At 37.4% G+C, this 25412-nt stretch carries 24 protein-coding genes and 1 riboswitch; of the genes, 2 read left to right on the top strand and 22 right to left on the bottom strand.

Annotated features, from left to right (window positions below):
* Positions 1-170: 170 nt before the first annotated feature.
* The 16 genes from KO502_RS06700 to moaA form a co-directional block, all read right to left on the bottom strand.
* Positions 171-3290, bottom strand: coding sequence for an efflux RND transporter permease subunit (locus KO502_RS06700; RefSeq protein ID WP_216021785.1), 3120 nt, complete (start codon positions 3288-3290; stop codon positions 171-173).
* On the bottom strand, positions 3290-4633 hold the full coding sequence (locus KO502_RS06695) for an efflux RND transporter periplasmic adaptor subunit (protein WP_216021784.1): 1344 nt from the start codon (positions 4631-4633) through the stop codon (positions 3290-3292). The genes KO502_RS06700 and KO502_RS06695 overlap by 1 nt, the downstream gene beginning before the upstream one ends.
* A gap of 1 nt (position 4634) precedes the next feature.
* Positions 4635-6029 carry a TolC family protein gene (locus KO502_RS06690; RefSeq protein ID WP_216021783.1) on the bottom strand — a complete coding sequence of 465 codons (1395 nt, stop codon included), beginning with the start codon at positions 6027-6029 and terminating at the stop codon, positions 4635-4637.
* Positions 6030-6143: 114 nt separating this feature from the next.
* On the bottom strand, positions 6144-6482 hold the full coding sequence (locus KO502_RS06685; protein ID WP_216021782.1) for a zinc ribbon domain-containing protein YjdM: 339 nt from the start codon (positions 6480-6482) through the stop codon (positions 6144-6146).
* Positions 6483-6485: 3 nt separating this feature from the next.
* Entirely contained in the window at positions 6486-8681 is a 2196-nt protein-coding gene (locus KO502_RS06680; protein WP_252730562.1) for a S9 family peptidase, read from the bottom strand.
* On the bottom strand, positions 8681-9133 hold the full coding sequence (locus tag KO502_RS06675; protein WP_216021781.1) for a GNAT family N-acetyltransferase: 453 nt from the start codon (positions 9131-9133) through the stop codon (positions 8681-8683). The genes KO502_RS06680 and KO502_RS06675 overlap by 1 nt, the downstream gene beginning before the upstream one ends.
* Before the next feature lie 28 nt (positions 9134-9161).
* On the bottom strand, positions 9162-9926 hold the full coding sequence (locus KO502_RS06670) for a HesA/MoeB/ThiF family protein (RefSeq protein WP_216021780.1): 765 nt from the start codon (positions 9924-9926) through the stop codon (positions 9162-9164).
* Positions 9927-9976: 50 nt separating this feature from the next.
* A complete protein-coding gene (gene modC, locus KO502_RS06665; RefSeq protein WP_216021779.1) occupies positions 9977-11095 on the bottom strand; it encodes a molybdenum ABC transporter ATP-binding protein in 1119 nt (372 codons plus the stop codon).
* Entirely contained in the window at positions 11095-11784 is a 690-nt protein-coding gene (modB, locus tag KO502_RS06660; RefSeq protein ID WP_216021778.1) for a molybdate ABC transporter permease subunit, read from the bottom strand. The genes modC and modB overlap by 1 nt, the downstream gene beginning before the upstream one ends.
* Positions 11781-12728: a molybdate ABC transporter substrate-binding protein gene (gene modA, locus KO502_RS06655; protein WP_252730560.1), complete on the bottom strand. Its 948-nt coding sequence runs from the start codon at positions 12726-12728 to the stop codon at positions 11781-11783. The genes modB and modA overlap by 4 nt, the downstream gene beginning before the upstream one ends.
* Positions 12685-13167, bottom strand: coding sequence for a molybdopterin synthase catalytic subunit MoaE (gene moaE, locus KO502_RS06650; protein WP_216021777.1), 483 nt, complete (start codon positions 13165-13167; stop codon positions 12685-12687). The genes modA and moaE overlap by 44 nt, the downstream gene beginning before the upstream one ends.
* A gap of 47 nt (positions 13168-13214) precedes the next feature.
* Entirely contained in the window at positions 13215-13463 is a 249-nt protein-coding gene (gene moaD / locus KO502_RS06645; protein ID WP_216021776.1) for a molybdopterin converting factor subunit 1, read from the bottom strand.
* Positions 13464-13561: 98 nt separating this feature from the next.
* Entirely contained in the window at positions 13562-14071 is a 510-nt protein-coding gene (gene moaC, locus KO502_RS06640) for a cyclic pyranopterin monophosphate synthase MoaC (protein ID WP_216021775.1), read from the bottom strand.
* A complete protein-coding gene (moaB, locus tag KO502_RS06635) occupies positions 14071-14613 on the bottom strand; it encodes a molybdenum cofactor biosynthesis protein B (RefSeq protein WP_216021774.1) in 543 nt (180 codons plus the stop codon). Before moaB ends, moaC begins: the two co-directional genes overlap by 1 nt.
* 53 nt (positions 14614-14666) lie before the next feature.
* Complete coding sequence (locus tag KO502_RS06630) at positions 14667-15332, bottom strand: molybdenum cofactor guanylyltransferase (RefSeq protein WP_216021773.1); 666 nt, start codon at positions 15330-15332, stop codon at positions 14667-14669.
* Between the two features lie 4 nt (positions 15333-15336).
* Positions 15337-16308, bottom strand: coding sequence for a GTP 3',8-cyclase MoaA (gene moaA / locus KO502_RS06625; RefSeq protein WP_216021772.1), 972 nt, complete (start codon positions 16306-16308; stop codon positions 15337-15339).
* Positions 16294-16480: riboswitch (molybdenum cofactor riboswitch) on the bottom strand. It overlaps the preceding gene by 15 nt.
* Positions 16481-16675: 195 nt before the next feature.
* Between moaA and moeA the strand changes: the two genes are divergently transcribed.
* The gene (moeA, locus tag KO502_RS06620; protein ID WP_216021771.1) at positions 16676-17908 is read left to right on the top strand and encodes a molybdopterin molybdotransferase MoeA; all 1233 of its coding nucleotides are present in this window, start codon (positions 16676-16678) and stop codon (positions 17906-17908) included.
* 136 nt (positions 17909-18044) lie between these two features.
* A complete protein-coding gene (locus KO502_RS06615) occupies positions 18045-18479 on the top strand; it encodes a hypothetical protein (protein WP_216021770.1) in 435 nt (144 codons plus the stop codon).
* 413 nt (positions 18480-18892) lie between these two features.
* Here KO502_RS06615 and KO502_RS06610 read toward each other — a convergent pair whose 3' ends face one another.
* The 6 genes from KO502_RS06610 to KO502_RS06585 all read right to left on the bottom strand — a co-directional run bounded on the left by KO502_RS06610 (position 18893) and on the right by KO502_RS06585 (position 25229).
* Positions 18893-19240: a hypothetical protein gene (locus KO502_RS06610; RefSeq protein ID WP_216021769.1), complete on the bottom strand. Its 348-nt coding sequence runs from the start codon at positions 19238-19240 to the stop codon at positions 18893-18895.
* An 8-nt stretch (positions 19241-19248) separates the two neighbouring features.
* Entirely contained in the window at positions 19249-20289 is a 1041-nt protein-coding gene (locus KO502_RS06605; RefSeq protein ID WP_216021768.1) for a hypothetical protein, read from the bottom strand.
* A 310-nt stretch (positions 20290-20599) separates the two neighbouring features.
* Positions 20600-22240, bottom strand: a complete 1641-nt coding sequence (drt4, locus tag KO502_RS06600) for an antiviral reverse transcriptase Drt4 (RefSeq protein ID WP_216021767.1) — start codon at positions 22238-22240, stop codon at positions 20600-20602.
* Positions 22241-22380: 140 nt separating this feature from the next.
* A complete protein-coding gene (locus KO502_RS06595) occupies positions 22381-22587 on the bottom strand; it encodes a hypothetical protein (protein WP_216021766.1) in 207 nt (68 codons plus the stop codon).
* A 10-nt stretch (positions 22588-22597) separates the two neighbouring features.
* The gene (locus KO502_RS06590) at positions 22598-22975 is read right to left on the bottom strand and encodes a hypothetical protein (RefSeq protein ID WP_216021765.1); all 378 of its coding nucleotides are present in this window, start codon (positions 22973-22975) and stop codon (positions 22598-22600) included.
* Between the two features lie 355 nt (positions 22976-23330).
* Complete coding sequence (locus KO502_RS06585; protein ID WP_216021764.1) at positions 23331-25229, bottom strand: sulfatase-like hydrolase/transferase; 1899 nt, start codon at positions 25227-25229, stop codon at positions 23331-23333.
* Positions 25230-25412: the final 183 nt, after the last annotated feature.

The following is a 25412-nucleotide window of genomic DNA, read 5'->3' as shown; positions in this document are numbered from 1 at the left end:
AGAGGCTAGGGTATACACCTTTATGGGCTGAATCAAGTACTTGTTCATAGGGGGGATTTTGTCATTTTTTGAACCTGATATATATCAATCGTTTATAGAGAAATTGCTGTCTGTAGCGTTATAGTGCACTTCATTAAAATGTGCACTATAACGCTAAACATTTGCATGAGTTATATTGACTTTTCTATTGTTAGGTCAAGTTTTTGGTCAGAAAAGTAGGCTTTTATTTGTTCTACAATCAAGTAGTTTACAGGTACTAACACTAAGGTAATAAAGGTTGCGAATAAAATACCAAAGCCTAAAGAAACCGCCATAGGAATTAAAAATTGTGCTTGTGTTGATTGTTCAAACAATAGCGGCATTAAACCAATAAAGGTGGTTAAACTGGTTAACATTACCGGTCTAAATCTTGCCGCACCAGCAGTGAGAACAGCGTCCATTAATCTGCCACCTTCACTACGTTTTTTATTGATAAAGTCGACTAATACTAGCGAGTCGTTCACTACAACACCAATAAGTGCCAACATACCAAGTAAGCTCATTATGGTTAAAGACATACCCATAATCCAATGACCTACTACAGCACCAATCATGCCAAACGGTATAATGCTCATTACAATAATAGGCTGTAAGTATGACTTAAATGGAATAGCTAATAGTGAGTAGATAATAAAGAATACAAACAATAGTGCCCACCCTAAAGAACTAAATGATTCACGTTGCTCTTCTGCTTCCCCTTCAAGAGAGTGCGTTACTCCTGGGTATTGAAGAACAAGATCATCTAAATATTCTTTTAAATCAGCTTGTAATATTGTCATGTTGGTGTTGGTCTTATCAACATCAGCAGTAACATTTGCGGTACGGTATCTGTCTATTCTGGATATGGTTGAAGGACTTATACCGGGTATAAACGTTGCTACATGCGATAACGGAACAGAGCCACCTGCCGGCGTTTTTACGAGAATATTTTCTAAGTTAGCGGTGGTACGTCGTTCATCAAGCGGCGACCTTACCATAACTTTTACATCGTCTCTGCCACGTTGAATACGCTGTGCTTGCGAACCATAAAAAGCTTGTCTAACTTGACTGGCAATATTTACACGCGTTAATCCTAAGGCTTTACCTTGTTCAGTTAACTCAATTTGTAATTCTTCTTTACCGTTAGATAAACTATCAGAAATTTCGAATACTGTTGGGTAAGACGTTAAATGTACCTTTACTTTGTCGGTTATTTCTCTAAGTGTGCTGAGAGAGCTACCATGAAATTGTACATGAATTGGATCAGATGAACGGCCAACTTCTGCTCTAAAAGTAACACTTTCAGCACCAGGAATAGGGCCTATTAAAGTACGCCATTCGCGCACAAGTTCATTTGAGGTAATAGCTAACTCACGTGATTCTGGCGGAGTAATTTCAAACCGAACACTACCTGTGTTTGTTGTGCCACCTCGACCACCAGCACTAGCTAATATATTAATAATAACGCTTTTTTCGGTTGAAGGTTCAATATACTTATCGCGTAAAAATTCCGCCTGTTCAGCCATTTTAACGATATATTTGTTGGTTACTTCAAATGGGGTACCTGCAGGTAATGTTAGTGTTGCTCTTACCGTTTCACTTGGAATGCGCGGGAAGAAAACAAACTTACTCCAGCCACTCATAATAAGTGCAACTATGACTAAAAATATACCTACAAAGCCAGCTAAGGTTGATGCTTTATTGCTAATAGCGCGTTTTAATACAGGTTGATAAAAACGAATGATGGCACGTTCAAAACCATCAGCAAAAGATTGTTGGATAACACTTAACTTTGATTGTTTTTTTGTTTCTGAACGTAGCTTTAAGGTTTTTAAATGCGATGGTAAAACAAATTTAGACTCTATTAATGAAAATATTAATACCGGTATTACAATCACTGGTATTTGTGCGAATAACGCCCCTCGGTTACCTTCTATAAAGGCAAGTGGTAAGAAGGCGGCTACAGTGGTTAAAACACCAAAAGTAACAGGGGTTGCTACTTCTTGGGTGCCTTTAATCGCGGCTTCTTCACCAGACTTGGAAGTTTTTAAATGGGTGTAAATGTTCTCACCGGTAACAATGGCGTCATCAACTACAATCCCGAGTACCAATATAAAGGCAAATAAACTCATGATGTTTAACGTAACGCCAAAAACAGGCATCATGATGAAAGCACCCATGAATGAGATAGGAATACCTATAAACACCCAAAAAGCAATTGACGGTCGAAGAAAAAGTGTTAGTAAAGCGAGTACTAATATACCGCCTTGTACCGCACTTGTTGTTAAGGTTGCAATACGGTTTTTAACTATTTGAGAGTCGTCATCCCAAAAGCTCAATTCAATACCTTCAGGTAATGAGCTTTGTTGTTCTTCAATGTATTCTCTTACTGCCTCAGCTACTTCAATAGCGCTTTGTGGACCAATACGATAAACATCAAGAAAAGCCGCTTTTTTACCGTTAAATCTTGCGCGTACAGGCATTTCTTCAAAGCCATCTTCAACCGTTGCAATATCGCTTAATTGAATAATTGAGCCATCTGTATTGGTACGAATTGCTATTTTTTCAAATTCATCTTTTCGATAAGCTTGTCCTTTAGAGCTAAGTAAAACATCGCCACCTAAGGTTTTTAAATTACCTGCTGATATATCGGTACTTGAACTTGAAATAGCCGACGAAATATCCGCGATAGTGAGACCATATTGACGTAATCTGTCTTGTGATACCTCTATAGATATTTCGTAATTACGAACACCTTTTAATTCTACTTGTGTAATCTTAGGGTTTTTAAGTAAATCGGCTAATACTTTCTCTGCAAACTCTCGAGTTTCTTTTTCACTGTAAACACTAGCAACTGTAACAGCGATAACATCTCTGGTTCGCGTATCTAAAGCAATTACAGGCTTTTCAGCATCAGCAGGAAAAGTGTTAATTGCATCTACTCGACTTTTAATGTCAGATAAAATATCACGAGGCTCGTAACCCGTATCAATTTCTACACTTACTGAAGATGAGCCTTCAGACGAGCTACTTGATATTTCTTTAATACCTTCTAAATCTTGTATCGCTTCTTCTATGCGTATTGATAAGCTTTTTTCTACGTCTTCTGGTGTCGCGCCAGGTAGCGAGACTCTAATGCTGATTCTATCGCTTTCAAATGAAGGGAATACTTCAAGAGGTATACGGCTCGATAGACTAAATAAACCAGCCATCAAAATGGTGATTAATAATAAATTAGCCGCTACATGATTTCGTGCAAACCAAGCAATCATTAGTTTTTCACCTTGTTAGCTTTTCTTTCTGCCATTAATTCTTCAACAGTAATACCTTTTTCCGCTGCCATCTGTTCTAGTCTTTCGCGACGTTTTTTAGGATCTTTTCCTGGGCCAGGTTTATCTTGTTGAGCATTTTCTTGACTTGGTGCTTGTCCTTCAATAGCAACTCGAGTACCTGAACTTACTTGGCCTAGTGAAGTAAGTACTAATTCATCGCCCGCTTTTAAGCCTTCAGTTACAATTGACTCGGTACCATTTTGCCAACCTAATTTAATGTCTTTTCGCATTAATAAGTTATTTTCTACTATGTAAACATAGCTGCCTTGGTAAATAGCACTGCTAGGTATAACTAATGTGTTTTCAACGGTACGCCCTTTAATTTTAGCGGTAACGTATTGACCTATTTTTATTTGCGCACCTGTATTTGTGTTTTGCTTTTTATCAAATGGACGAATAATTTGAGCCACAACATATAGCTGTTGAGAAAGCTCATCTATAGCACTTTCGGTTCTAACAATATGTCCTTCCCATGCTTGATTACCCATTAAGTTCGAGGTTAACACTACGTTACTTGGCATTGAGTCATACTCTTTTACTGAGTCTTCTTGCGTGTTTCTATATTCTTCAGGTAGCACCATTAAAGGTAAGTCTTTGTTTTTTATTGGTAGGCGCACTTCTAAATAGTCGACAGAAAATATATCAGCAAGCTGAGTACTACTTGAAATTACTTGGCCAATATCTACATATTTTTGTAAAATTCTACCTGCGTATGGTGCAATAATTTTAGTACGCTCAAGTGCAAGCTCTGCTTTATCAAGTAATGCTTGTGCTGATAAAACTTGCGCTTTAGCTGCTTCGTATTGTGGCTCTCGTAATACTAAAGAGCTAGGAGCTTCACCTTTACCTAATCGTTGCCAATCCGTTTTCGCTTGTTTTACGCGTGCGTCTTCTTCTTGTAATGCTTGGTTAGCAGACATTAAACTCGCTTTCGCAATGTTTACTTCTGCGCGTAAGTCTCTGTCATCAAGCTGAACGAGTACATCACCTTTTTCAAAAAAGCCACCGGCTCTAAATTGCTTACTTACTTTAATTATTTGTCCTGAAACTTGTGGATATAACACACTTTGAGTTCTTGGCTCTACGGTACCAAAACTTTCTACAACGATCGGGTAAGGTTTTGGGTTTAATTTCATGGTTTCTACTGTCATTTGTGCTGCTTTTGACGGTTTACCACGTTGGCTTTCTGGTGGGTTTTTAAAAATCACCAGCATTAAAACAACGGTAATAGCAATAATAGCGACCGGTACTAAAAGTTTTTTGGCATTAAAAGATGTAGACATGTTATTCGGCCTCATTTTCAAGTGACGGTGTGCTGAAGTCGCCACCCAAGGAAAGATGTAAATTAATTCGGTTAGTAATTAGTTGGTTTTTGATTTTAATTAAGTTTGATTGCGCATCAAAAGAACGTTGTTGTGCTTCAAGTACTGTAGTGTATGTAACTAACCCACTTTGGTATTGCTCAAATGATAAGGTTTCGGCAATTTTTGCATTCTCTTGTGCTGCTAGCATAGTGTTGTAGCTGTTTTTTAAATTACTTTCGGTGGTAATGGCGTTTTCAACATCACTGAATGCACTGTATAGGGTATCAAGATATAACTGTTCGCCTTGTTTTAACTCAAGGCGGGCCTGTTCTTCATTGGCTTTTAAACGCCCAGCATTAAAAATAGGTGCGGACACGCTACCTAATAATGACCATGCTAATGATGAACCTGATAATAATTCCCCAATATCGGTATTTGAGTCACCAATAGAGCCCGTTAATACAAGGCTAGGAAAGCGTTGTTTATGTGCATAAGCTAAACCGGCATCTTGCGATAAAAGTTGATACCAACTGGCCTTTAATTCAGGTTTTCTACTGATTAATTCGGAAGGTAAGCCCGTTGGAATTTCGGTCGTTAACAAGGGTAATTCGGCATCAACTAGTAAGTCGCCTTTTGGGTACTCGCCAATAAGGCGCTCTAATTGTCTAATTAACGTTGCTTTTAGTGTTCGTTGCTCAGAAACTCTTGTTAATTCGGTATTTAAGTCATTTCGAGATAAGTAAACATCAAGAGCGCTAGAAATACCTGATTGATAACCATATTCAATGATATCTAGATTTTGTTGAGAGTTTTTTACTCGCTCTTCATAAAGTGTTAATAACTTTTGAGCTTCGATTACATTGAACCAAGTTGTTAATACATCAGCAACAAGTTGTTGTTTATATTGCTCATAGGTAGATTTTTGCGCTAAGTAATTATAATTAGCTTCGCGATCTGCTGCAGATAACTTACCCCAAATATCAACTTCGTAACTTAAGTTTAAGTTAATTGAGTTACTGTTTGCATAAGAAGTTGGCTGGTTGTCTTTATTGCGACCACTTTTAAAAGATAAATCAAGCTCTGGCCAAAGTTCGCTACCGGCAACTATCATTTTTTGCTCGGTTATATCAAGGGCATAGGCTTGTATAGCAAATTGGTGATTTGCTGTTAATGCTTTTTCTACTAACAAATGTGCTTGCGGGTTTTTAAGTTCAGCTAACCAGTTATCTTTAACCTTTACGGGTTGGGTTGTATTCTGCCAATTTTCAGGAAGTGGCAGATCTTTGATGTTTTCATCAATTTCAGAAGTGTTACTACAAGCCAATAAAAAAAGACTTACACATACTGGTAATAGCTGTCGAGGACGACGTATCATAAAACAGTTAACTCAGGTAAAAAAATAGCTATTTGTAGTGTAAACAAAGAAATAGCTATATTGTAGGTTTTTTACATAAGTTTACAGAAAGTTATTTTAATAATGAGTACTTAGCTATGCTTTCTTAACAAACTTGGCGGTTATCATCATGTCGCTAGCACCATCAACCTTACAGTCAAGTTGATGGTCCTTTCCTGCAACTATGCGACGAATAACCGCTTTAGTCCCAATTTTTAATACTTGTGAGCTGGCTTTTATTTTTAAGTCCTTAATAAAGGTAACTTTGTCACCTTCAGCTAATTCAGTGCCATTCGAGTCTTTCACCTTGTTTAGCTCAGCTTCTAAAGCTTCTTCAACGGGACTCCATTCATATCCACATTCTGGACATATCAACAAACTTTGATCTTGGTATACATAATCTGAATTACAACTAGGGCAAGCAGGGAGTGACATAAATTATTCCTGGTTAAGTAAGTCTAAGAAAAAACTGTATTCTAATGCGGTTTCATGAATTTGTTTAAATCGACCTGATGCTCCGCCATGACCTGCTTCCATATCAGTTTTAAATAACAAAATATTATCATCGGTTTTATAGTCGCGTAATTTAGCTACCCACTTCATTGGTTCAAAGTATTGTACTTGTGAATCATGCAAGCCGGTTGTTACCAATATATTTGGGTAGTCTTGTGCTTTAATCTGGTCGTAAGGTGAGTAAGACAACATGTAATCGTAATATACTTTTTCTTTAGGGTTACCCCATTCATCAAATTCGTTGGTGGTTAACGGAATACTTTCATCAAGCATGGTAGTAACTACATCAACAAAGGGTACGGCAGCACTAATACCTTTGTATAGCTCTGGTGCCATGTTAATAACCGCGCCCATTAATAAACCACCGGCACTGCCACCTGCTGCGAAAACCTTATTTTTATCGCCGTAACCTTGTGTTGTTAAGCTTTTAGTTACATCAATAAAGTCGGTAAAAGTATTCATTTTGTTAAGTTTTTTACCATCGTCATACCAAGGTCTGCCAAGCATTTCTGAGCCACGAATATGAGCAATAGCGTAAACAAAACCACGGTCCAGTAAACTTAAACGGCTTAATGAGAAGTAAGGGTCTATTGTGTGACCGTACGAGCCATAAGCATATTGATATAAAGGGTTAGTGCCGTCTTTTTTGAATAAGTCCTTACGGTAAACTAAAGAAACGGGTACTTGCTTACCATCACGTGCGGTAACAAAAATACGCTCTGACAAATAGTTTTTACTGTTAAAATCACCTAGTACTTTAGTCTGTTTTAATTGTGTTTTTTCAAAGGTAATTAAATCAATATCAAAATCGGTGCCGGGCGTGGTAAAGCTATCGTAATGTAAGCGCAGCGCTGTATTGTCTAATTCGTTATTGCCATATAACTCGACAGAGTAGGCGCTGTCATTAAAGCTAAGTTGCTGTTTTTTTCCAGTCGAAAGTTGTTCAATGGTGATGTAGGTAATACCATTTTCACGTTGTTGATATACTAAGTGATCGTTAAATAATTCAAAATCTTCGAGTTTTACGTCATCGTTTGCCGGTATAACATCTTGCCAATGGGCTTTATCACCAAGCTTTGATTGATGCACTTTCATTAAACGAAAGTTAGTTGCTTGCCAGTTAGTGAGAATGTAATACCAGTCGTTTAATTTAGCGATTGAATATTCATGCGCTTCTTCACGCGGAATAAACATTACTGGTTTAGCTTTAATATCGCCAGTATTGTTATTAGTATAAATAATGGAAACACCACTGGCTTCGGTACTTGAATGCCAAATAAAGATATTTTCACCATCTTTAGATTTACTTAAATAGGTGTAATAAGCATTGTCGGTTTCTTCATATACTAATTCGTCATCAGCTTGCGCTTGGCCTAAGATATGACGAAATACTTGATAACCTAATAAAGTCTGTGGATCTTTTTTGATGTAATAAATCGTTTTGTTGTCGTTACCCCAAACAAAATTACCGCTAGTGCCAACAAGCTGTTCATCAAGTAAGGTGTTGTTGGCTATATTTTTAAAGTAAATGGTGTAAATACGGCGACTTATAGTATCTTCGCCGTAAGCTAATAATTCGCCATTTGGACTCGGGCTAATTCCACTTACTTGATAATATTCATGGGCTTTAGCTAATTTATTTACATCAAGTAATACTGCTAAGTTACTACCCTTAAAGTCGGTTGCACGCACATAAATAGGATATTCATTTTCACCTTGCATCTGGCTTGAATAGTAAAAGTTACCTTTGCGAGTGGGTACTGAGTTGTCGTCTTTATTGATACGCGCTTTAATTTCTTGAAATATCTGCTCTTGCATCGCTTCTGTATGTTTTAATTTCGCACTTGTATAGGCATTTTCAGCCGCTAAATGCGCCAATATTTCAGCATCTTTACGTTCGTCATCACGCATCCAGTAATAATCGTCAATGCGAGTATGATCATGAGTAATGATTTTATGAGGAACTTTTTTAGCAATAGGTGCTGTTAGAATAGGCATACTGGAGTCTTCTATATTTATTTGATTATTACAGGCGGTAATTATTAGCGTGATAATTGCGGTTAAGGTTAACTTTTTTATCATTGGGTTAGTTGTTCTTATGGTGCGGTTTATTGATAACATTAAACTATAGACTCACCATTATAAGTGTAAAAATTCCAGGTGCTTTTTTTGGTGTTCATTGCGTCATATAATTTTTGCGCTGCTTGATTGTCAGGTGCTGTTACCCATTGTAGTCTGGCTGCATTATTTGCTGCAGCATATTTTTGACAGTGCTCAATAAGTTTTTTGCCAACACCTTTACCACGGGCTTTCGGTAAAGTGTATAAATCATTAAGTATCGCCACTTTGGCAATAATACTTGAAGCATAAGAAAAGTAAACGGTGGCGAATCCGACAACCTCTCCTTGTTCTTTATACATAAACTGGCAACCTAACTGACTTGATTGGTTAAATTGACTAAAGAACTCAGCATTTTTATTATCACAAATATCAGCTACTTGATAAAATTCTTGATAGGCGCGAATTAAGGGTAATACGGCTTTAATATTTTCTTTCGACACGGCTTCAATCATGTTATTTCCTTACTAAGTCCTTATATGTTTACTTTTTCAATGCTGCTTTACTACCACAAACTGTACAGTTCTGTTGTTTTTTCATATTAAATTGTTGCCATTTATTAGCTAAACCGTCGAGTAAATTTAATTGATTAATTTGTACTTCATTGCCCGTTAATAACTTAATTGCTTGTAAGCTTTGCATGCCTGCAATCATAGCTAATACAGGGCCGATAATACCAACGGTTTGACAGTTATTTGCTGGCGCTTTTTCTGCCGCGGGAAATAAACAATGATAACAGGCGCTGTTTTTATCACGAGGATCAATGGTGATTTGTTGGCCGTCAAACCCTGTAGCAGCACCGACAATTAATGGCGTTTTGTGCTGTATACACGCTTGGTTAATAAGGTATCGTGTTTGAATGTTATCAGAGCAATCGAGAACTAAATCAACTTGGGGTAGGTAATAGTCACATAACTCAACATCTAGCATTTCATCAATTGCTTCAATGGTGGTATCAGGAAATTGCTGTTGTAGTTTCTCGGCTGCGGTATCAGCTTTATTTTCATTAATATCATCTTCACTAAATAATACTTGTCGTGGTAAGTTGCTGATTTCAATATTATCACCATCGGCAATATACAGCGTACCAACACCTGCTGCGGCTAAATATAAACTGGCAGGATTACCTAAACCGCCAACCCCTAAAATCAGTACCTTGGCATTGCGTAATGCTAGCTGACCTTTGTCGCCTATTTTATCGAGCATGATTTGGCGAGAATATTTGAGTTGTTCTTGATTACTTAACACTAATTTTCCTGATTATTTAAGTGGTTAAACGGGATGATGTAGTTATAACGTTAATGAATAAAAGTACGCACGGCACTGGCTTTAAACTGTAAATATACCTGCTGTTGTATTTTAAGTGATAGTTTTTGTTGAGAAAAGGAACTGATAGTAACAAAGAAGTCTTGCTTACCACATTCTACCGTTAACAATACTTTATTTTTATTTTGCTGAATGCATACAATCGTGCCCAACAGATGATTAACAATAGAGCTGTTAACTGGCTCAGTTAAAGTAATACTAATATCGCTTGCTAAAATAAAACAGCGTAGTTGCTCTGTTTTTTTATTGTAGCTGTCATCACAATCAAGATAAATTGCTTGTCCGTCTTTTAACGACAAGCTTGTTAAACCGTATTCATTACAAACATTTTTGATTGGTAAAGATAAACTGGTTTGCTGAGCTGTTAGTTCAGTCACTTCATCTCTATCATCTTTTTTTAAATCATTAAGGCTATGAATCACTTGATGAATGTTACCAAAGTTGACGATCTTTCCTTGCGACATTATTAGCAAGTTATCACAAACCTGTTGCAGTTCATCAAGGGAGTGACTGACATAAAGCATAGGTAAGTTAAGTTGCTTTTGTATGGTTAGCATCATACTTAATAATGCTTTTTTACTGTGTTGATCAAGGGCACTTAACGGCTCATCAAGTAACAATAATTTAGGCTCAGCAAGTATTGCTCTGGCTAATGCAACGCGTTGTTGTTGTCCGCCCGAGAGTTGATTAACGTGATTATTAAGTAAAGGTTTTAGTTTAGTTAATTCGATAATATCATTAATATCAAGCTGACTATTTTTACAACGTTTAGCGGCATACTCTAAGTTACCAAGCACGCTTAAATGTTCGAACAAGCGACTGTTTTGAAAAACTAGCCCTACGTGGCGAGCTTCAGGTTTAAGGTAGGTACCTTGCTCTGTGTCTACTAGCTGGGAGTCGCTTAACTTAATAGCACCTGATAAATTTTTTTCTAAGCCGGCAATGGCACGCAATAGGGTTGATTTACCTGAGGCGGAATGACCAAAAATACCGGTGATACCGTTTAAGGGCATGATTTGGTTAATGTCTAAGTTAAAGTTGGAGTAACTGACGCTGATATTGATATCAAGCTGTGCCTCTTTATTCTTCATTAGTTAACCCTGCTTTTGCGTTTAGCTTTTTTGGGTAAATTTAACCAATAAATAGCCGCCAATAACAACATAGAGCCGATTAACAAACCGATAGAGAGTATATGAGCTCGGGCATAATCAAAGGCTTCAACATGGTCAAATAAAGCGATAGACAATACACGGGTTTCACCAGGAATATTGCCACCTATCATTAATATAACGCCAAATTCACCAACGGTATGAGCAAAGCCTAATGTTGCAGCGGTAATAAAACTGGCTTTGGTTAGTGGAAATACAATAGTGAAAAAACGGTCAATAGGGCCTGCACCCAGTAAAGAGCCCGCTTCTAATAAAGAGTCGCCTAACTGCTCAAAAGCTTTTTGTAATGGCTGAACAACAAAGGGCAGGGAATATAAAACGGAGCCGATAACAATGGCCGAAAAACTAAAAGCGAGTTGTTGTCCTGTGGCTTGTTGCCATAATTGTCCGGGTAAATGCTCGGGTGAGAATGCAATCAATAAATAAAAACCAAGTACGGTCGGTGGTAACACTAAAGGTAGGGCGACAATGGCTTCAAGCAGCACTTTAAATTGGCTGGTCATTTTAGCTAAATACCAAGCTAATGGTGTTCCTATAATCAATAGGATAACAGTAGTTAATCCCGCCATTTGCAGTGTGGTAATAAGTGCTTGTAAGTCAGGATTCATCATTGGGAAATTAACTCACTTTGTATATCGCGAGAAATTTTTTCAGGTGCGGCATAACCATAACTAACAATGTTTTCTTGAGTGGCGGTTGATAATAAAAAGTCTTTTAATTTTTGCGCCTTCGCTTGTTGTTTGCTGGCGCGAATGATCACTAATTGTTGCTCAATGGGTTGATGTAAATCACTGCTAATAATAAACCCTGATAAATCATTTAATATTAACTGACTATTAGCGACCAAACCTTGACTCACGGCTTTAGTACGAATTTGGCTAAAGGTCTGCCCGATATTAACCCCTGTTATTAACTGTGGCTGATAAGCTTGCCATAACCCTAAAGAGATTAACGTTTCTTTGGCAGCTTTGCCGTAGGGAGCAATATCAGGATTAGCGATAGCAAAACGCGAAGCTGCTGCCGCAGTGAGTACGTCTTGTAATTGTTGTTTACTTAAAACTGTGTTGTTGGCTATAGAGCTTTTAGCTGAGCTCTCGGTAGGGTTAGAAGTGCTAATACTTGTATTTTTAGTGCTTGAAGAATAATAAGCTAACTGGCCAATGGCGTAAGTTTCTCGACTATTTTTTACAGTAAGCTTTGCTTGCTCTAATGCTTGTGGACGGCGACTATCAGCACTAAGAAAAACATCAAACGGCGCACCGTGTTTTATTTGTAAAAAAAGTGCGCCACTAGCGCCGCTGATAACTTGCGTGGTTATACCGGTTTGCTTGTTAAAGTCTTCGAGTAAAGCGTTAAGTACCAGGGTGAAATTAGCGGCTACAGCAACTCGTAGTGGCGTATTATTATTTATGTTAGCTACGTTATTTTCATTAGCCTGTGCACTTTGGTTGTTAATTAGAATTACAGAAAATAAGCTGAAACTATAAATAACTGATAATAAACGTAACACGCTAGCCCCAAAGATCCGCTTTATCGGTATCTGTGCTTTTTGCATCTAACCAACTTTCGGTGGTTTTACCGTCATTATTTATACGTTCTTTTTTCCAGAACGGGGCGCTGACTTTTAAGTAATCCATAATAAACTCATTGGCGGCAAAAGCGTCTTGACGATGTTTACTGGTAACGCCAACAAAGACGATTTGATCGCCAATGCTCAACTCGCCAATTCGATGAATTACTTTGACTCGACCTATATTCCAACGCTCTTTGGCTTGCGCAATGATCTTGGCGAGCGATTTTTCAGTCATCCCAGGATAATGCTCTAGCGTTAAGGTGGTAACTGAATTGCCATTATTGTTATTACGTACTCTTCCTGTAAAAGTAACGACAGCACCATCGGTTGGGTTGTTTTGTTCGAGCAAAGCCACTTCGTCAGCCAAGCTAAAATCTTGCTGTTGAATGGATATTTCTTGGCGTTCGTTTCTATTAGTCATAATTATTTCGCTATTATCTGGCATCAGTCGCTATTAATTAACGGGTATTAACCGCCTGTCACGGGAGGGAAAAAAGCTACTTCGTCACCTGATTTTACCAAGTGTTCGCTATTTACCATGTCGTGATTGACGGCAGATAGTAACGAGCTATTACTAAAGGTTTTTAACCATTGCTCATTTTTATCGCTTAATAGCTGTTTGATATCTGCAACCGTTTTTACCTTATCCGCTGAAATTGACAGTTGCTCACAATCAAGTTGTTCTCTAAGGGCGGCAAAAAATACAATGTTAATCATAATAATCTCAAAATTTAATTAAAACCTAGAAACTAGGAATTAGGAGCTAGGCTCTAGTACCTAAAACCTAGTACCTAAAACCTAATACCTAAATTGCCTTAAGCTGATGGTGTTTGCCAGTGACCTGATTTACCGCCTTCTTTAGTTAATACTTCAATACCGTGAATGACCATCGCAGGATCAGCGGCTTTACACATATCAAATAAGGTTAAACAAGCAATAGATACCGCGGTTAATGCTTCCATTTCAACCCCTGTTTGGCCAGTTAAACGGCATAAGCTGTTAACTTGTACTTGGCTGTTTTCATCATCAAGGGTGAAATCTACTTGTACTTTACTTAGCATTAACGGGTGACATAAAGGTATTAAGTCACTGCATTTTTTAGCAGCTTGAATGCCCGCAATACGCGCAACGGCAAACACATCACCTTTTTTATGCTTACCTGTGGTAATTAACTCAAAAGTAGCACGGTTCATTTTAATCAACCCTTGTGCGGTTGCCGTGCGTGAGGTCATGGCTTTTTCAGTTACATCAACCATATTAGCTTCACCTTGTTGGTTAAGGTGGCTTAGCTCTGGTGTGGTATTTTCTATTGTTGGATTACTCATTAGCCGCGAGTCTCACATTGCGTTTCATTCAAGTTAAGGTGAGGAACAAAATTACATGGACGATGGCTGTTATCTAACTGTTCTTTAATCACTTTGTCCCATGCTGTTTTGCAAGCATTGGTTGAACCCGGAACGCAAAGTACTACGGTTTTATTAGCAATGCCGCCAAAAGCACGCGACTGAATAGTTGAGGTGCCTATTTCACCTAATGATATGTAGCGAAATACTTCGCCAAAGCCTTCAATATCTTTATCAAATAAAGGTGTTAAAGCCTCAGGTGTATTATCACGAGCAGTAAAGCCTGTACCGCCTGTAGAGATAATTACTTGAATGTTATCGTCAGCTATCCACTTAGATACTTGCGCGCGTAATTGATATACATCATCAATAACAATCGCTTTGTCAGCTAAGTTATGCCCCGTTTCGGTTAAACGCTCAACGAGGGCTTGACCTGAAGTATCGTTTTCTTCGGTACGTGTATCTGACACTGTTAAAACAGCGATATTTAAAGGTATGAATTGTTTGCCGCCATGTCCTGACATAGGTTTATCCTTTACTAAATCGAGATTAAAATTATAAATTTTATGTAAAAATGTTATTTGATTTTCTGCTGTGCTTGCTGCCATTGCTCAGGTGTATTGGTATTAAAAAGTGTATGGTGAGCACTTTTATTAACAATGTTTTGATGAGGTACTTGCGCTAACATTGACCTTACTGAAGGTGCACTTTTTTTACTGTTATTAATGCCGTTGCTGTTAGTAAGTAAACTTTCTTGCTTAAAAGCTTGGCTTAAAAAGTTATGTAAAAATGCGTTATTAGGTAAAAAGAGTGGAATATGATGCGCTTGTTGTTGCGTGTCACTAAAAAAAGTCGCTTTTTGACTTAGCTCTCCTTTTAGACGTAACTCAGCAATGGCCGATGCGGTCATTAATGGTAAATCTACCGGTAATATGAGCAATGACTTGGGCTGTAAATGTTCAGGATATTGCTTGAGGTAATGGTTTAATACACTATAAATGCCGCCAACAGGACCCGATTGTGGTAATAAATCAGGGATCTGATGTTGGTCTCCACTGATCACAACAGTTGAAATACCTGCATCAAGTAGTAACTGTTTAGAAAAATCCAGCATACTTTGAGCTGAGTTACCATTAACTGAATCGCGTGTTAATTGCGCTTTATCTTGTCCCATGCGAGAAGATAAACCACCTGCGAGAATGACTCCTAAACAATCTATTGGGCTATTCGCTGAAGTATTCATCTAGTTAACCTCCAAGCATGGCAAGGTGTTTAGTCGCCCCTGTTAACTTTTCATGTAAAAAGTGTGTGGCTTTTTTATCGTCAAGTAAGGAGACAATTTTCTGCTGTAAAGGTACAAGATCATCACTTTGCAATTCTTCTCGTAACGATAAACCTTGTTCACCAAACAGGCATAAATGTAACTTGCCACTGGAGCTTACGCGTAAGCGATTACAAGTATTACAAAAATCTTTAGAGTAAGGCATGATCAAGCCAACTTTACCTTGGTAATCAGGGTGGTAAAATTCTTGCGCAGGGCCTGCAGATTTATTTTGAATAACAGGCAGCCAACCATCCAAAATTAAATTTTGTTTAATGCGTGCGCCTTGCACATGTTGTGCATCAAAAAACGCTTTATTATCGCCAGTTTGCATTAATTCGATAAAGCGTAAGGTAATAGGGGTATCTTTAAGCCAATCGAGGAAGCTTTGAATATCTTTACCACTGTACTCACGCATTAATACCGTATTTACTTTCACTGAAGCTCTACCATCAGCGACAGCCATATCAATACCTTCAAGAATCGTGTTGAGCTTGTCGTGACCTGTGATAGCGTGAAATTGCCGCGGATCTAAGCTATCTATACTGATATTAATCGCGTCAATCCCGGCATCTAGCCATTGTGGTAAATGCTCAGGCAGTTTGAAACCATTGCTAGTAATCGCGACTTTTTTAATGCCGTGAGTTTCTTTACAAATACGAATAATTTCAGGTAAGTCTTTACGTAGGGCCGGTTCACCACCAGTTATACGTATTTTTTCGGTACCTAATTCCGCAAAGCCTTTAGCAATACGCTTTATTTCAGGAATGGATAAAAAATCACGCGGTTGATCACACTGATAACCATCGGGCAAACAGTAAGTGCAACTGAAATTGCAAACGTCAGTAATTGAAAGGCGCAGGTATGAGAACCTACGGCCAAAGTTGTCTGTTAACATGTCACCTTTCCAAATGTCGGGAGGCTAACGCGTTTCCTTGTTAACCCTGGCAACTAAACCTTAGATATTAACTATTTAAGGATTTAGCTACGGCATATCACAACATGATGAATTGAATGCTAAATGGCATTCAATTCATGTTAGCTGTGATAGCTCGGTGTTATTTATGAAGCTCTGTATGAACTTTGCTCTAATATTAAGTATATATCACTCTGATGAAGAGATGGTAATTCTTTTTCATGACCTCAACAATGATCAAAATCAATAAAACAGTGGTTTTAGGGCTATTAAATTAACAGCGATATAGAGATACTAAGGCTATAGATTTATATCACTTTTATTCATACCAATATTTAAGCGAGTTTTTATGTCAGATTGTTGCTCAGCACCCGGACTTTTACCTTTTACAGATGCGTTAAGCAATATGTTAGCGCAAGTACCGGTAATTACCGACACCTTAACCTTACCTATTGAGCAAGCGTTAAATTACGTGTTAGCGCAAGACATTATTAGTCCGCTGAATGTACCGCCACATGATAATTCAGCAATGGATGGGTATGCGTTTTCAGTTGACAGTTTAAATGCTAATAATATCTTAACTTTAGTAGGACGTTCTATGGCTGGCGCGCCTTTTGAGGGTAAATGTAAAAAAGGCGAATGTATTCGTATTATGACAGGGGCAAAAATGCCAGACTGTTGTGACACCGTTGAAATGCAAGAAAATGTTGAAGTGAATGGTGAGCAGATAACGTTTTTACAGGAAAAAAAGTTAGGTGCTAATGTTAGAAACGCAGGAGAAGATATTCTACTAGGGCAACAGGTTTTAGTATCAGGTCGAAAATTATCGGCAGTAGATATTGGTGTACTTGCCTCGTTAGGTGTTGCAGAAGTGGTTGTTTATCGTAAATTAAAAGTTGCGTTAATTGCTACGGGTGATGAACTTAAAAAGCCAGGACAAGCATTACGCTCTGGTGATATTTATGAAACGAATAGTTTTGTTTTGTCAGCAATGCTTGAAAAATTACATGTTGAAGTGATTAATTTTGGTATTGTTGAAGATGACTTTGAGGCAATAAAATCGGCTTTTGTGAGTGCTGATGAACAAGCCGATGCGGTTATTTCTTCGGGCGGGGTTTCGGTTGGCGATGCTGATTATACTAAAGCGGTATTAGATGATTTAGGTGAAATTGGTTTTTGGAAAATAGCCATGAAACCAGGAAAACCTTTTGCCTTTGGTAAATTAAACAATAGCGTATTTTTTGGTTTACCGGGTAATCCTGTTTCAGCTTTAGTAACTTTTCATCAATTAGCTTTAGTGGCTTTAAATAAAATGCAAAACGGCGAAGCATTAAAACGTACCCAGTTAACGGCAAAATGTACTTCTGATTTACGTAAAGCACCAGGGCGTATGGATTTTCAGCGTGGGTTTTTATCGGTGAATGATGCTGGCGAAAATGTGGTAACGTCAACGGGTGCGCAAGGCTCTGGTATTTTATCGAGTCTAGCTAAAGCTAATTGCTTTATTATCTTGCCAAGCGCTCAAGGAAAAGTGACTAAGGGGGAGCAAGTTACTATTCAATTATTTGATGAGTTTTTATAAAGTTAAATATTAAAATATATTTATTAATTACACGGCGTTATTCATTATAAATGATGTTTGTACTTTAAGGACTAGCATAAAACGTTAAATGTATTATTATTGTGTGAATGTACAGCATAATAATAAGTATGATGTTATGAATGAACATAATAACACCCCAGATAAAGATGCGACCAAAAGCTACCGCCTTAGTTTTGCTAAAGTTAATTATTTAACAGAGCAGATTATTGAGATTGTTATTGATGAAGGCATTGAAATTACAATAGAAATGCACGAAGAGTATGAAGTGTTTTTAGCACAGCATATGAGAAGTAATTTTGCAGTATTAATAAATAGAGTGAATAGTTATCAATATACATTTGAAGCAAAACTCATTGTGGCATCACAAAGCACGCTCTGTGCGTTAGCGATAGTCGTATATAACGATAACGATAAAAAATTAGTCGATGAATTAATGGAGATGAGAGCCATTGATGAATTGAATGCAAAGGTTTTTTCAGGCTTAGATCTTGGCTGGCAAGAAGGTTTTAGCTGGCTTCAAAATGAAATGAAGACGTTTGCTATTAAATAGCAGTAAATCAAAAATAGAAATACGTAACCTGATCAGTATTAGGCTCTAGGTTTAGTAACAAATCTATTTGATAATAAAAACGTTGGTTGTCGTATTTCTAGCAGTGCTTTTTGTTATCAGTTATCTGGTATCAGTTGTGTATTATCAATTTGGATTATGAGGTAAGTATAACTTCTACGGCATCAATTACTTAACTTTTACTTAAACTAACGATACCTTTGATACGAAAGTGGGTATTAACTTTCGTTTATCGAAGAACTATAGATTCGGCATTGAGGACATATGAATAACGATAAGGAGGTCATATGTCAGGTTATATGTAATTGACACCTTAATTTCTTGTTAACTGCTATTGCACATAAATTTTAAACAAGTTATTTAATAATCCTTAGTATTGATTATGCAACGCCCGCCTATGGTGCATATAAAAAATATCCAACCATAATTGGAATCATTGCTAACCACAAAGAGTGAAAAGATAAAAACGCCAACCACCAATCCTTTTTACGGGCAATACGTATTACTGCCTCACCGTCAACATATGGATGTTTTTTAATTTTAAATAAAATTAATTGGTTGTACATTACCCCTCTAGCACCAATTCCTTTGTCCAACTCAAGCGGTTTAAAAAATTCGTCTTCCTTTAATAGCTCTCGTTCAATGTACAAAACGGATATACGATAAAATAATATATTTAAAAATGCAGAGAGAAAAAAGAGAATTCCCCCAGAAAAAAGAAGGCTACCTTCAAGTGTGCTCATAATCAGTCCTAAAAAGGTATCCAGCTAGCGTCTCTGTCATAGATTTTACCCGCAATACCTTTACCAACCCAATCAGCTCCTTTAGCGGAAAAATACCCTGCAGTAAGGCCTGCCCCTATCACTAACACCCAACCTACAGGCGTTGCCATTAAAGCCACACCCAACGTAGAAGTTATGATACCACCACCAACAAATGTCCCTGCCGCTGTACCTAACCCAAAGCCAGTAGTTTCCGTAATAGCTCTACGTTGCCAGTCTTGTCCTGCGGCCTTATCGGCTATTACACCATCTACTCTAAATCCAGCGTCCACTATTAAAGCGCCTTTGCCTACATAATTGGCTGCCTTAGCAAAAGTAAGGACTTTGCCAAATTGCACTCCATTAGCGATATTTAATGGTTGATAGGTTTTAGCCCCTTTAGCCATGCCAATAGCACGGTCTGCATTTGTCATGATGGTGCCGCGTCTACCTGCTGAGTGTGGAAAATACTTAGTTAATTCTGCTTGAAAGCTCTGATTAAGCGCTTTAACTGTGCTTTTTACTGTATTTTCTAATCGCATTATTTCTGCTCGAGGTAACTTTGCTTTAAAACCTTCATGTAATTTGTTTAAAGCCATATGATGATTCATGACTGCTTTGCCAAAACTATCTAAACGGCTTTGCATTGCTGTAGCTGCGGCACCACCCAGCCCTGCTGATTCTTTTTGAGCATAATGATTTAATGTGGCTAACAACGGTTTTATTTTATCTTGATGTAAGCTTGCCATAGCTACTAACATATCACTACCAAAGGAAGCATTGATATCAGCAATAGTACATTGTTCACGTGGAGCTATTGTTTGTAAACGGTTCATTATGTTTGGTGTAGCATCTAGTGCTATCTTCCATGCGGGGTCTTCATAATTATTACGTAAAAGAAACGGAGTGCCTTTAGGAATAACCGTTTTAATGTGAGGGTTGTCTTTTAAAAATAAATTGTTTTCTTTGGTATTTCGAGAGGGTAATGTTTTTGTGCAGTTACTTAGACATACTTCGGCTTTCGTGCTCATTTAATTCAGTTCCATTGGTAAAATGATGATTCGAAATGTTAACATATTTGATGTAAATATAAATAAGTAACTTCTTTATTACCATATTAATGTTCATACTCAAAAAAATAGGATAGATTGCTGAGTTCAGGCTTTAGCAGCTAACGCTTTGCTAATAGGCAAATTATAGTTGGCTAAAATTAGCGACGAAAGAAATGTATGGACTCCTCCCCCTCGCAGGAGTTTTGCGGTATAAAGAGAAAAGTATTCACTCAAATCAACTTTTACCAGGAGCAAAAGCCAACTGTTTTTTTTCTTTTAAAACGACTTGTTATGTTGCGGTCTGCTCAAATTTTTCAACTACTTTTGTCGATAGTTTAGCTATTACTTTTTTAATAAAGTTTGGCTTCTTATGCTTTTCTGGGACAAGTTCAACCAAAGAGATAAAGCTTACCCCTTTACCTTTTAGAACATCAAAAGATTTTTGATCATGATTGCAAAGGTTTCTCGCCTGTTCCTCTCTTTTTTGTGTTGTCTTTCCCTTAACTAAGGGTAAGTATTTATCTAAATTTTTATATGGGTTTTCTATCTTTTTATCAAAAAACACCTGATACAATAGCAACCAATATTGGTCGATATCAAAGAGACTCAATTGAAGAATACTTTTACAAAACACGACAACTTTTTGTTGGTGCGGTGTAAATAAATACAAAGTCGTGATAGCAATAACGTCACCAGTCTTTATAATTTTCTCCGCTATTTCTTCGTTTAATGTTGCCGAGTAATATTTAGCAATATAGAAAAGACACCAAACCATACCATCCGAGTTTTTATTAATTATGCACTCAGTTAGGGTAAAGATAAGTGATTTATAATAACTATCGTTGGGTTTTCTTGTGGCAATTGAAAGTAGATCGCCAATCAATGGTAACAAAATCGGATAATGCATTGTTAAGTTTACAGAGTAATCAAGCAAAGCCATTTTGGCTTTTGGCGTAGCTTTGTTTATTAATGATTTCAATGTAAATTTAAGGATGCTACCACCAGTGTTTTTTTCCTGAAGATCGAGGGCATAGTCGAGCATTTTTATACAATAAAATTCATTTACTTTCTTGCGTTGGCTAATCCTTGAACCGAGGTCAGCAACCCAATCAGCTACTGTGGGCTTAGGAAGTTTTTTGATTTCGGTTTTCTTTATGTTTAAAAGCAAACCGTATACAGATAAGAATTCCGAAAGATCTCTTATGAAAGATTCTGATTCTTCGTATGTTGAGCAAAAAGCTGTGTAATCATCAATAAATCTATAAAACTCATAACCTTTGTCTTTAAGGAGTTTGTCCACCTCATATAATATGATTTCACTTATGATATTTGATGTCCCTGGCCCAATAGCTACCCCTGTAGTTTCATTCCTTTTCATCATCCTTTGATGTTGGTCTAGTTCATTCTCAAAACCACTGTTTTGTTTTAGTTTTGCTGCTTTTACGCCCAAAAGTGCCCATGGTATAGAATGAGTGTAGATACTTGGGTAAAAATTTGAAATATCGGAATGTACGATAAACTTTTTACCTTTACAGGAATTATTATATCTATTTGTTTTACGCTTGGATTGCTCGTAAGTCATTACAATAATTCGACCATCTTTATGCTTTAATGGTCTAATTATACTGTTTTCATTGCTTTCAATATGACTGATAGAGTCCCAGTTTTTAGTTATGGTATTTACCAAATGTGCGTAAGGTAAAGGGTGAGGAATGGATATTTTACGATGGATATTATTAAATCTAGTTACGTTAAATGACAAATCATCATATCCACCACTTCGTAGTTTTATTGCTACTAATTTATCAGCAATGTCCGAACTAAAAGCCTCTGAATTGAATATTGATGGTAATTCTTCATTTCTGTTTTTTTGAAGTGGGAAGTAATTTGATTTAAGAAGTCCTTCTTTTACAAACTTTGAGTCTATCATCTGATCCCTCAGTAGCGACATAATAACGCCCCAATATGAGGCTAAATACAGTAGGCTAAAATGGAGCGGAGCGAACAGCCCGCTGTATTTAGTCCTGCTTAATTGGCTTGTTAGTTGTGCTTGGATAAAGACATGTATTATTAATACTTACCAAACTTTTCAGCAAATAATAGTGATAAATTTGATTCAACACCTTTTAAGCTTTCACAGTCATTTAATAAGTCAGCAAGAGTATCTTCATCAATCTCGCTTTCATTAATATTATCAATAAATTTAATGTAATGACGAATTGAATCGAGAACTAATGTCAAATCTGAAGACGGTAAACTAAGATCTAAAGTATTCATTGGGTATTCCTTAATTAATTTTTTGTGCGTATTCTCTAACTTTATCCATTAACGAGTGAAATTCACTTAACTTCATGGTTTGTAAAGGAGCTAACATGTAATGATTTTCATGCCCAGGCCTTTTGTCAATTACAAGTTTGACGCCATGAGGTAATGGTGTCCCTTTTTTTATTTTCCAAGTATTACGTTTACCTGTTGGAACCGATGAAAACGCACTAACACCATTTCCATCTGCAATAATAAATTTAATACCATTTCTATCTTGTATTTGAGCATCTTTCAGTGGACGAATGTGATCGAAGCGAGGACTAGATGAATTGCCAAACCTATACAAATCAAGAAAAAGTTCCGTATAGTCTGTAATGAATATTTCTTCGGATGTTAACATTTATATCTCCCTATTTATTTTCCGTTAAAATCAATATTTAAGATTTCAACTCCATTTAATGCAATATACCAGAGAAGCTTGGTATTGCAAAACTAACGCCCAAATACCGGGCTAAAATTGCGAGGAACGTATATGGACTCCTCTTGTATAGCAAGCCGTTAATCGTAATAAATTTAAATGTATGTAGCAAGTTCACGTATATTCGGTTTCTGATGGGGAGCTACTCCGAACCTTAATGGCTTAATTCACTGACAAGGATCCTTAACGAATACCCTTAGAATAAGAGCCGAGAATAAGGTTTCGGTTTTCATCGGCCCTATGGGAAACTAGAATTTTTTAGGTATAGTTTTTCTGATTAATTGGGAATAATACCCTCGGGAATGTCTATTTTTTTGTCGTCCGCACCTTTAGCAAAGTTACTAATGTGATAACTATTTGCCATACGCCAGTCTGCTTCTACTCTGCCATCGCCTAAAACTATGTTACCGAGTTTGTTTCTAAACCAAGCAGCCAAATGCGAGTATTTTTTGTCGTAAGCAACATTGTTTTGTTCTAAAGGATCTTTATGTAAGTCATACAAGGTCATTTCGGCGTTTTCAGCGGATGTTGTTAGCGCCCAATCAAGCTGTTTACCCAACTGATGCTCTTGCACCCAATCATTAAAAGGTCGAGTTCTCATTGAAAATCGGAAACGGTCAGTATGCAGATAGGCACGTGGACCAGAGATCACATTAATTTCACCAAGAATATAATCTCGTTCTGGACGCTTTTGATGATAAACGTCGAATAGACTATACCCATCTAAATACTCAAACTGCGGTTGGTTTGTGTCTATACCCGCGGCGTTCAATATTGTAGGAGCAAAATCAACAAATTCAACTAAATCCCTATTGACTTTATTCTCAGGCATTAGAGATTTGTCAGATGACACAACAATGGCTGCATTTGCTGTCGATTGCACCCAAGGACCAAATTTAGCTTCTATGCCTTGTTCGCCTAAATGCCACCCATGATCGCCTACTGTGAAAATAATCAGATACTCTCTACCACTTTTTTCACTGTACTCTTTAAATGCCTTAACTGCTTTTCCAATTAAATCATCTCCATGGGCACAGAACGCATAATAGTCCTGAATGGCTTTTTGTTTTTCCTGTTCAGTCATTTCATAAATATCACCCGCCTGCTGTATTTTTTTTAATTGCTCTGGCAACTTTTCGGTTTCTGAACGTTGGTATTCCGGTATTTTGTAATGTTTTGTTTTAAAACGGTCACGGATACTTTTAGGTGGCAAAACTGGTGTATGAGGTAAATGAAAACCGAGTTGCATATATTGAGGCTGACTTGAGTTGGCTCCCTGTGCATCTGCACCCCATGAGGTTTTGAATGGCTTGTCTGCATTGTCGAGAAAATTAACAAACTCTTTTACAATGTTTGCGTCCACGGTTTGGTCTGCTGGTTGAGGGTTTTCGCCGGCTAAAATCAGCGAAGTATTGGTACGGGTGTATGCTCGTAAAATATCAAATTCTTGATTGGTTAACTCTCGTTGCGCTAGGTCTTCTTTCGTCAACGTACCATTTTTTCGCTTCAAATAGTAACTACGAGTGTTGCCATCTTCATACTGCACATTTTCTGCGTACCCTTGCATTACCGTGGAACCATCGATAACACCATATGATGCTTCACCATATAAGTCCCCTTTGCCATTTTTTTGCAAATCATGTTTAAAGTGAACTTTGTAGTCAAATAATCCGGCATCGTTAAAGCCTTGTCCAGGTCCCCACTTAAATATATAGGAATCTTCTTTACCGAATACAGAAGTTTGATAGCCGGTGTCACGCACGGTTTCTGGAACCGTTGGTTTAATAAAATCTGGATTTTGGTGTGTTAACTCAAACGCGTAGTGGCCACTTCTGAAAGGGTAGCGCCCTGACAGCATTGACCCTCTCGAAGGACCACATACTGGTGAATTGGTGAAAGCATTCACAAACAGCACGCCTTCTGCTGCTAGTTTGTCGATATTAGGGGATTCAACATAGCCTAACGGGCTATTTTTAGTTCCATACATGGCTTTATTAAAAGCGCTAACAGAATCAGGTCGCTGGTCGTCAGTAATAATCCACAATATATTTGGTTGTTCTTTGTTTTTTAAAACTTGTTGTGTACGATGATTTTCATCACCTTTTTGTGAGTTACACCCAGATATTAAAAAAAGCAATATCAACGAACAGATACTAATAAAATTTAGTTTTTTCACTTTAGCTCCAAAATAGAACGACCTAATTTAACCGAAGCATTGACTATAAAGTATAAGTGCATTGTTAACAATTAAATATATTTTAGTACAAAGGTATAAGAAAGAGATAAGAAGATAAAAGAGTTGGGTTATATCAAAGATACTTTATACCAAGTTGATTAAGCTCTTTCCCACTCAGCGAAA

It is taken from the genome of Colwellia sp. E2M01 (genome assembly GCF_018860585.1).
Lineage (GTDB): Bacteria > Pseudomonadota > Gammaproteobacteria > Enterobacterales > Alteromonadaceae > Colwellia.
This window is presented reverse-complemented; position numbering and strand designations above follow the sequence as displayed.

What these genes read in the sequence shown, in the direction of transcription:
- KO502_RS06700 (WP_216021785.1), bottom strand. Translation starts at nt 3,290, where the DNA reads ATGATTGCTTGGTTTGCACGAAATCATGTAGCGGCTAATTTATTATTA.
- KO502_RS06695 (WP_216021784.1), bottom strand. Translation starts at nt 4,633, where the DNA reads ATGTCTACATCTTTTAATGCCAAAAAACTTTTAGTACCGGTCGCTATT.
- KO502_RS06690 (WP_216021783.1), bottom strand. Translation starts at nt 6,029, where the DNA reads ATGATACGTCGTCCTCGACAGCTATTACCAGTATGTGTAAGTCTTTTT.
- KO502_RS06685 (WP_216021782.1), bottom strand. Translation starts at nt 6,482, where the DNA reads ATGTCACTCCCTGCTTGCCCTAGTTGTAATTCAGATTATGTATACCAA.
- KO502_RS06680 (WP_252730562.1), bottom strand. Translation starts at nt 8,681, where the DNA reads ATGTTATCAATAAACCGCACCATAAGAACAACTAACCCAATGATAAAA.
- KO502_RS06675 (WP_216021781.1), bottom strand. Translation starts at nt 9,133, where the DNA reads ATGATTGAAGCCGTGTCGAAAGAAAATATTAAAGCCGTATTACCCTTA.
- modC (WP_216021779.1), bottom strand. Translation starts at nt 11,095, where the DNA reads ATGAAGAATAAAGAGGCACAGCTTGATATCAATATCAGCGTCAGTTAC.
- modB (WP_216021778.1), bottom strand. Translation starts at nt 11,784, where the DNA reads ATGATGAATCCTGACTTACAAGCACTTATTACCACACTGCAAATGGCG.
- modA (WP_252730560.1), bottom strand. Translation starts at nt 12,728, where the DNA reads ATGCAAAAAGCACAGATACCGATAAAGCGGATCTTTGGGGCTAGCGTG.
- moaE (WP_216021777.1), bottom strand. Translation starts at nt 13,167, where the DNA reads ATGACTAATAGAAACGAACGCCAAGAAATATCCATTCAACAGCAAGAT.
- moaD (WP_216021776.1), bottom strand. Translation starts at nt 13,463, where the DNA reads ATGATTAACATTGTATTTTTTGCCGCCCTTAGAGAACAACTTGATTGT.
- moaC (WP_216021775.1), bottom strand. Translation starts at nt 14,071, where the DNA reads ATGAGTAATCCAACAATAGAAAATACCACACCAGAGCTAAGCCACCTT.
- moaB (WP_216021774.1), bottom strand. Translation starts at nt 14,613, where the DNA reads ATGTCAGGACATGGCGGCAAACAATTCATACCTTTAAATATCGCTGTT.
- KO502_RS06630 (WP_216021773.1), bottom strand. Translation starts at nt 15,332, where the DNA reads ATGAATACTTCAGCGAATAGCCCAATAGATTGTTTAGGAGTCATTCTC.
- moaA (WP_216021772.1), bottom strand. Translation starts at nt 16,308, where the DNA reads ATGTTAACAGACAACTTTGGCCGTAGGTTCTCATACCTGCGCCTTTCA.
- moeA (WP_216021771.1), top strand. Translation starts at nt 16,676, where the DNA reads ATGTCAGATTGTTGCTCAGCACCCGGACTTTTACCTTTTACAGATGCG.
- KO502_RS06615 (WP_216021770.1), top strand. Translation starts at nt 18,045, where the DNA reads ATGAATGAACATAATAACACCCCAGATAAAGATGCGACCAAAAGCTAC.
- KO502_RS06610 (WP_216021769.1), bottom strand. Translation starts at nt 19,240, where the DNA reads ATGAGCACACTTGAAGGTAGCCTTCTTTTTTCTGGGGGAATTCTCTTT.
- KO502_RS06605 (WP_216021768.1), bottom strand. Translation starts at nt 20,289, where the DNA reads ATGAGCACGAAAGCCGAAGTATGTCTAAGTAACTGCACAAAAACATTA.
- drt4 (WP_216021767.1), bottom strand. Translation starts at nt 22,240, where the DNA reads ATGATAGACTCAAAGTTTGTAAAAGAAGGACTTCTTAAATCAAATTAC.
- KO502_RS06595 (WP_216021766.1), bottom strand. Translation starts at nt 22,587, where the DNA reads ATGAATACTTTAGATCTTAGTTTACCGTCTTCAGATTTGACATTAGTT.
- KO502_RS06590 (WP_216021765.1), bottom strand. Translation starts at nt 22,975, where the DNA reads ATGTTAACATCCGAAGAAATATTCATTACAGACTATACGGAACTTTTT.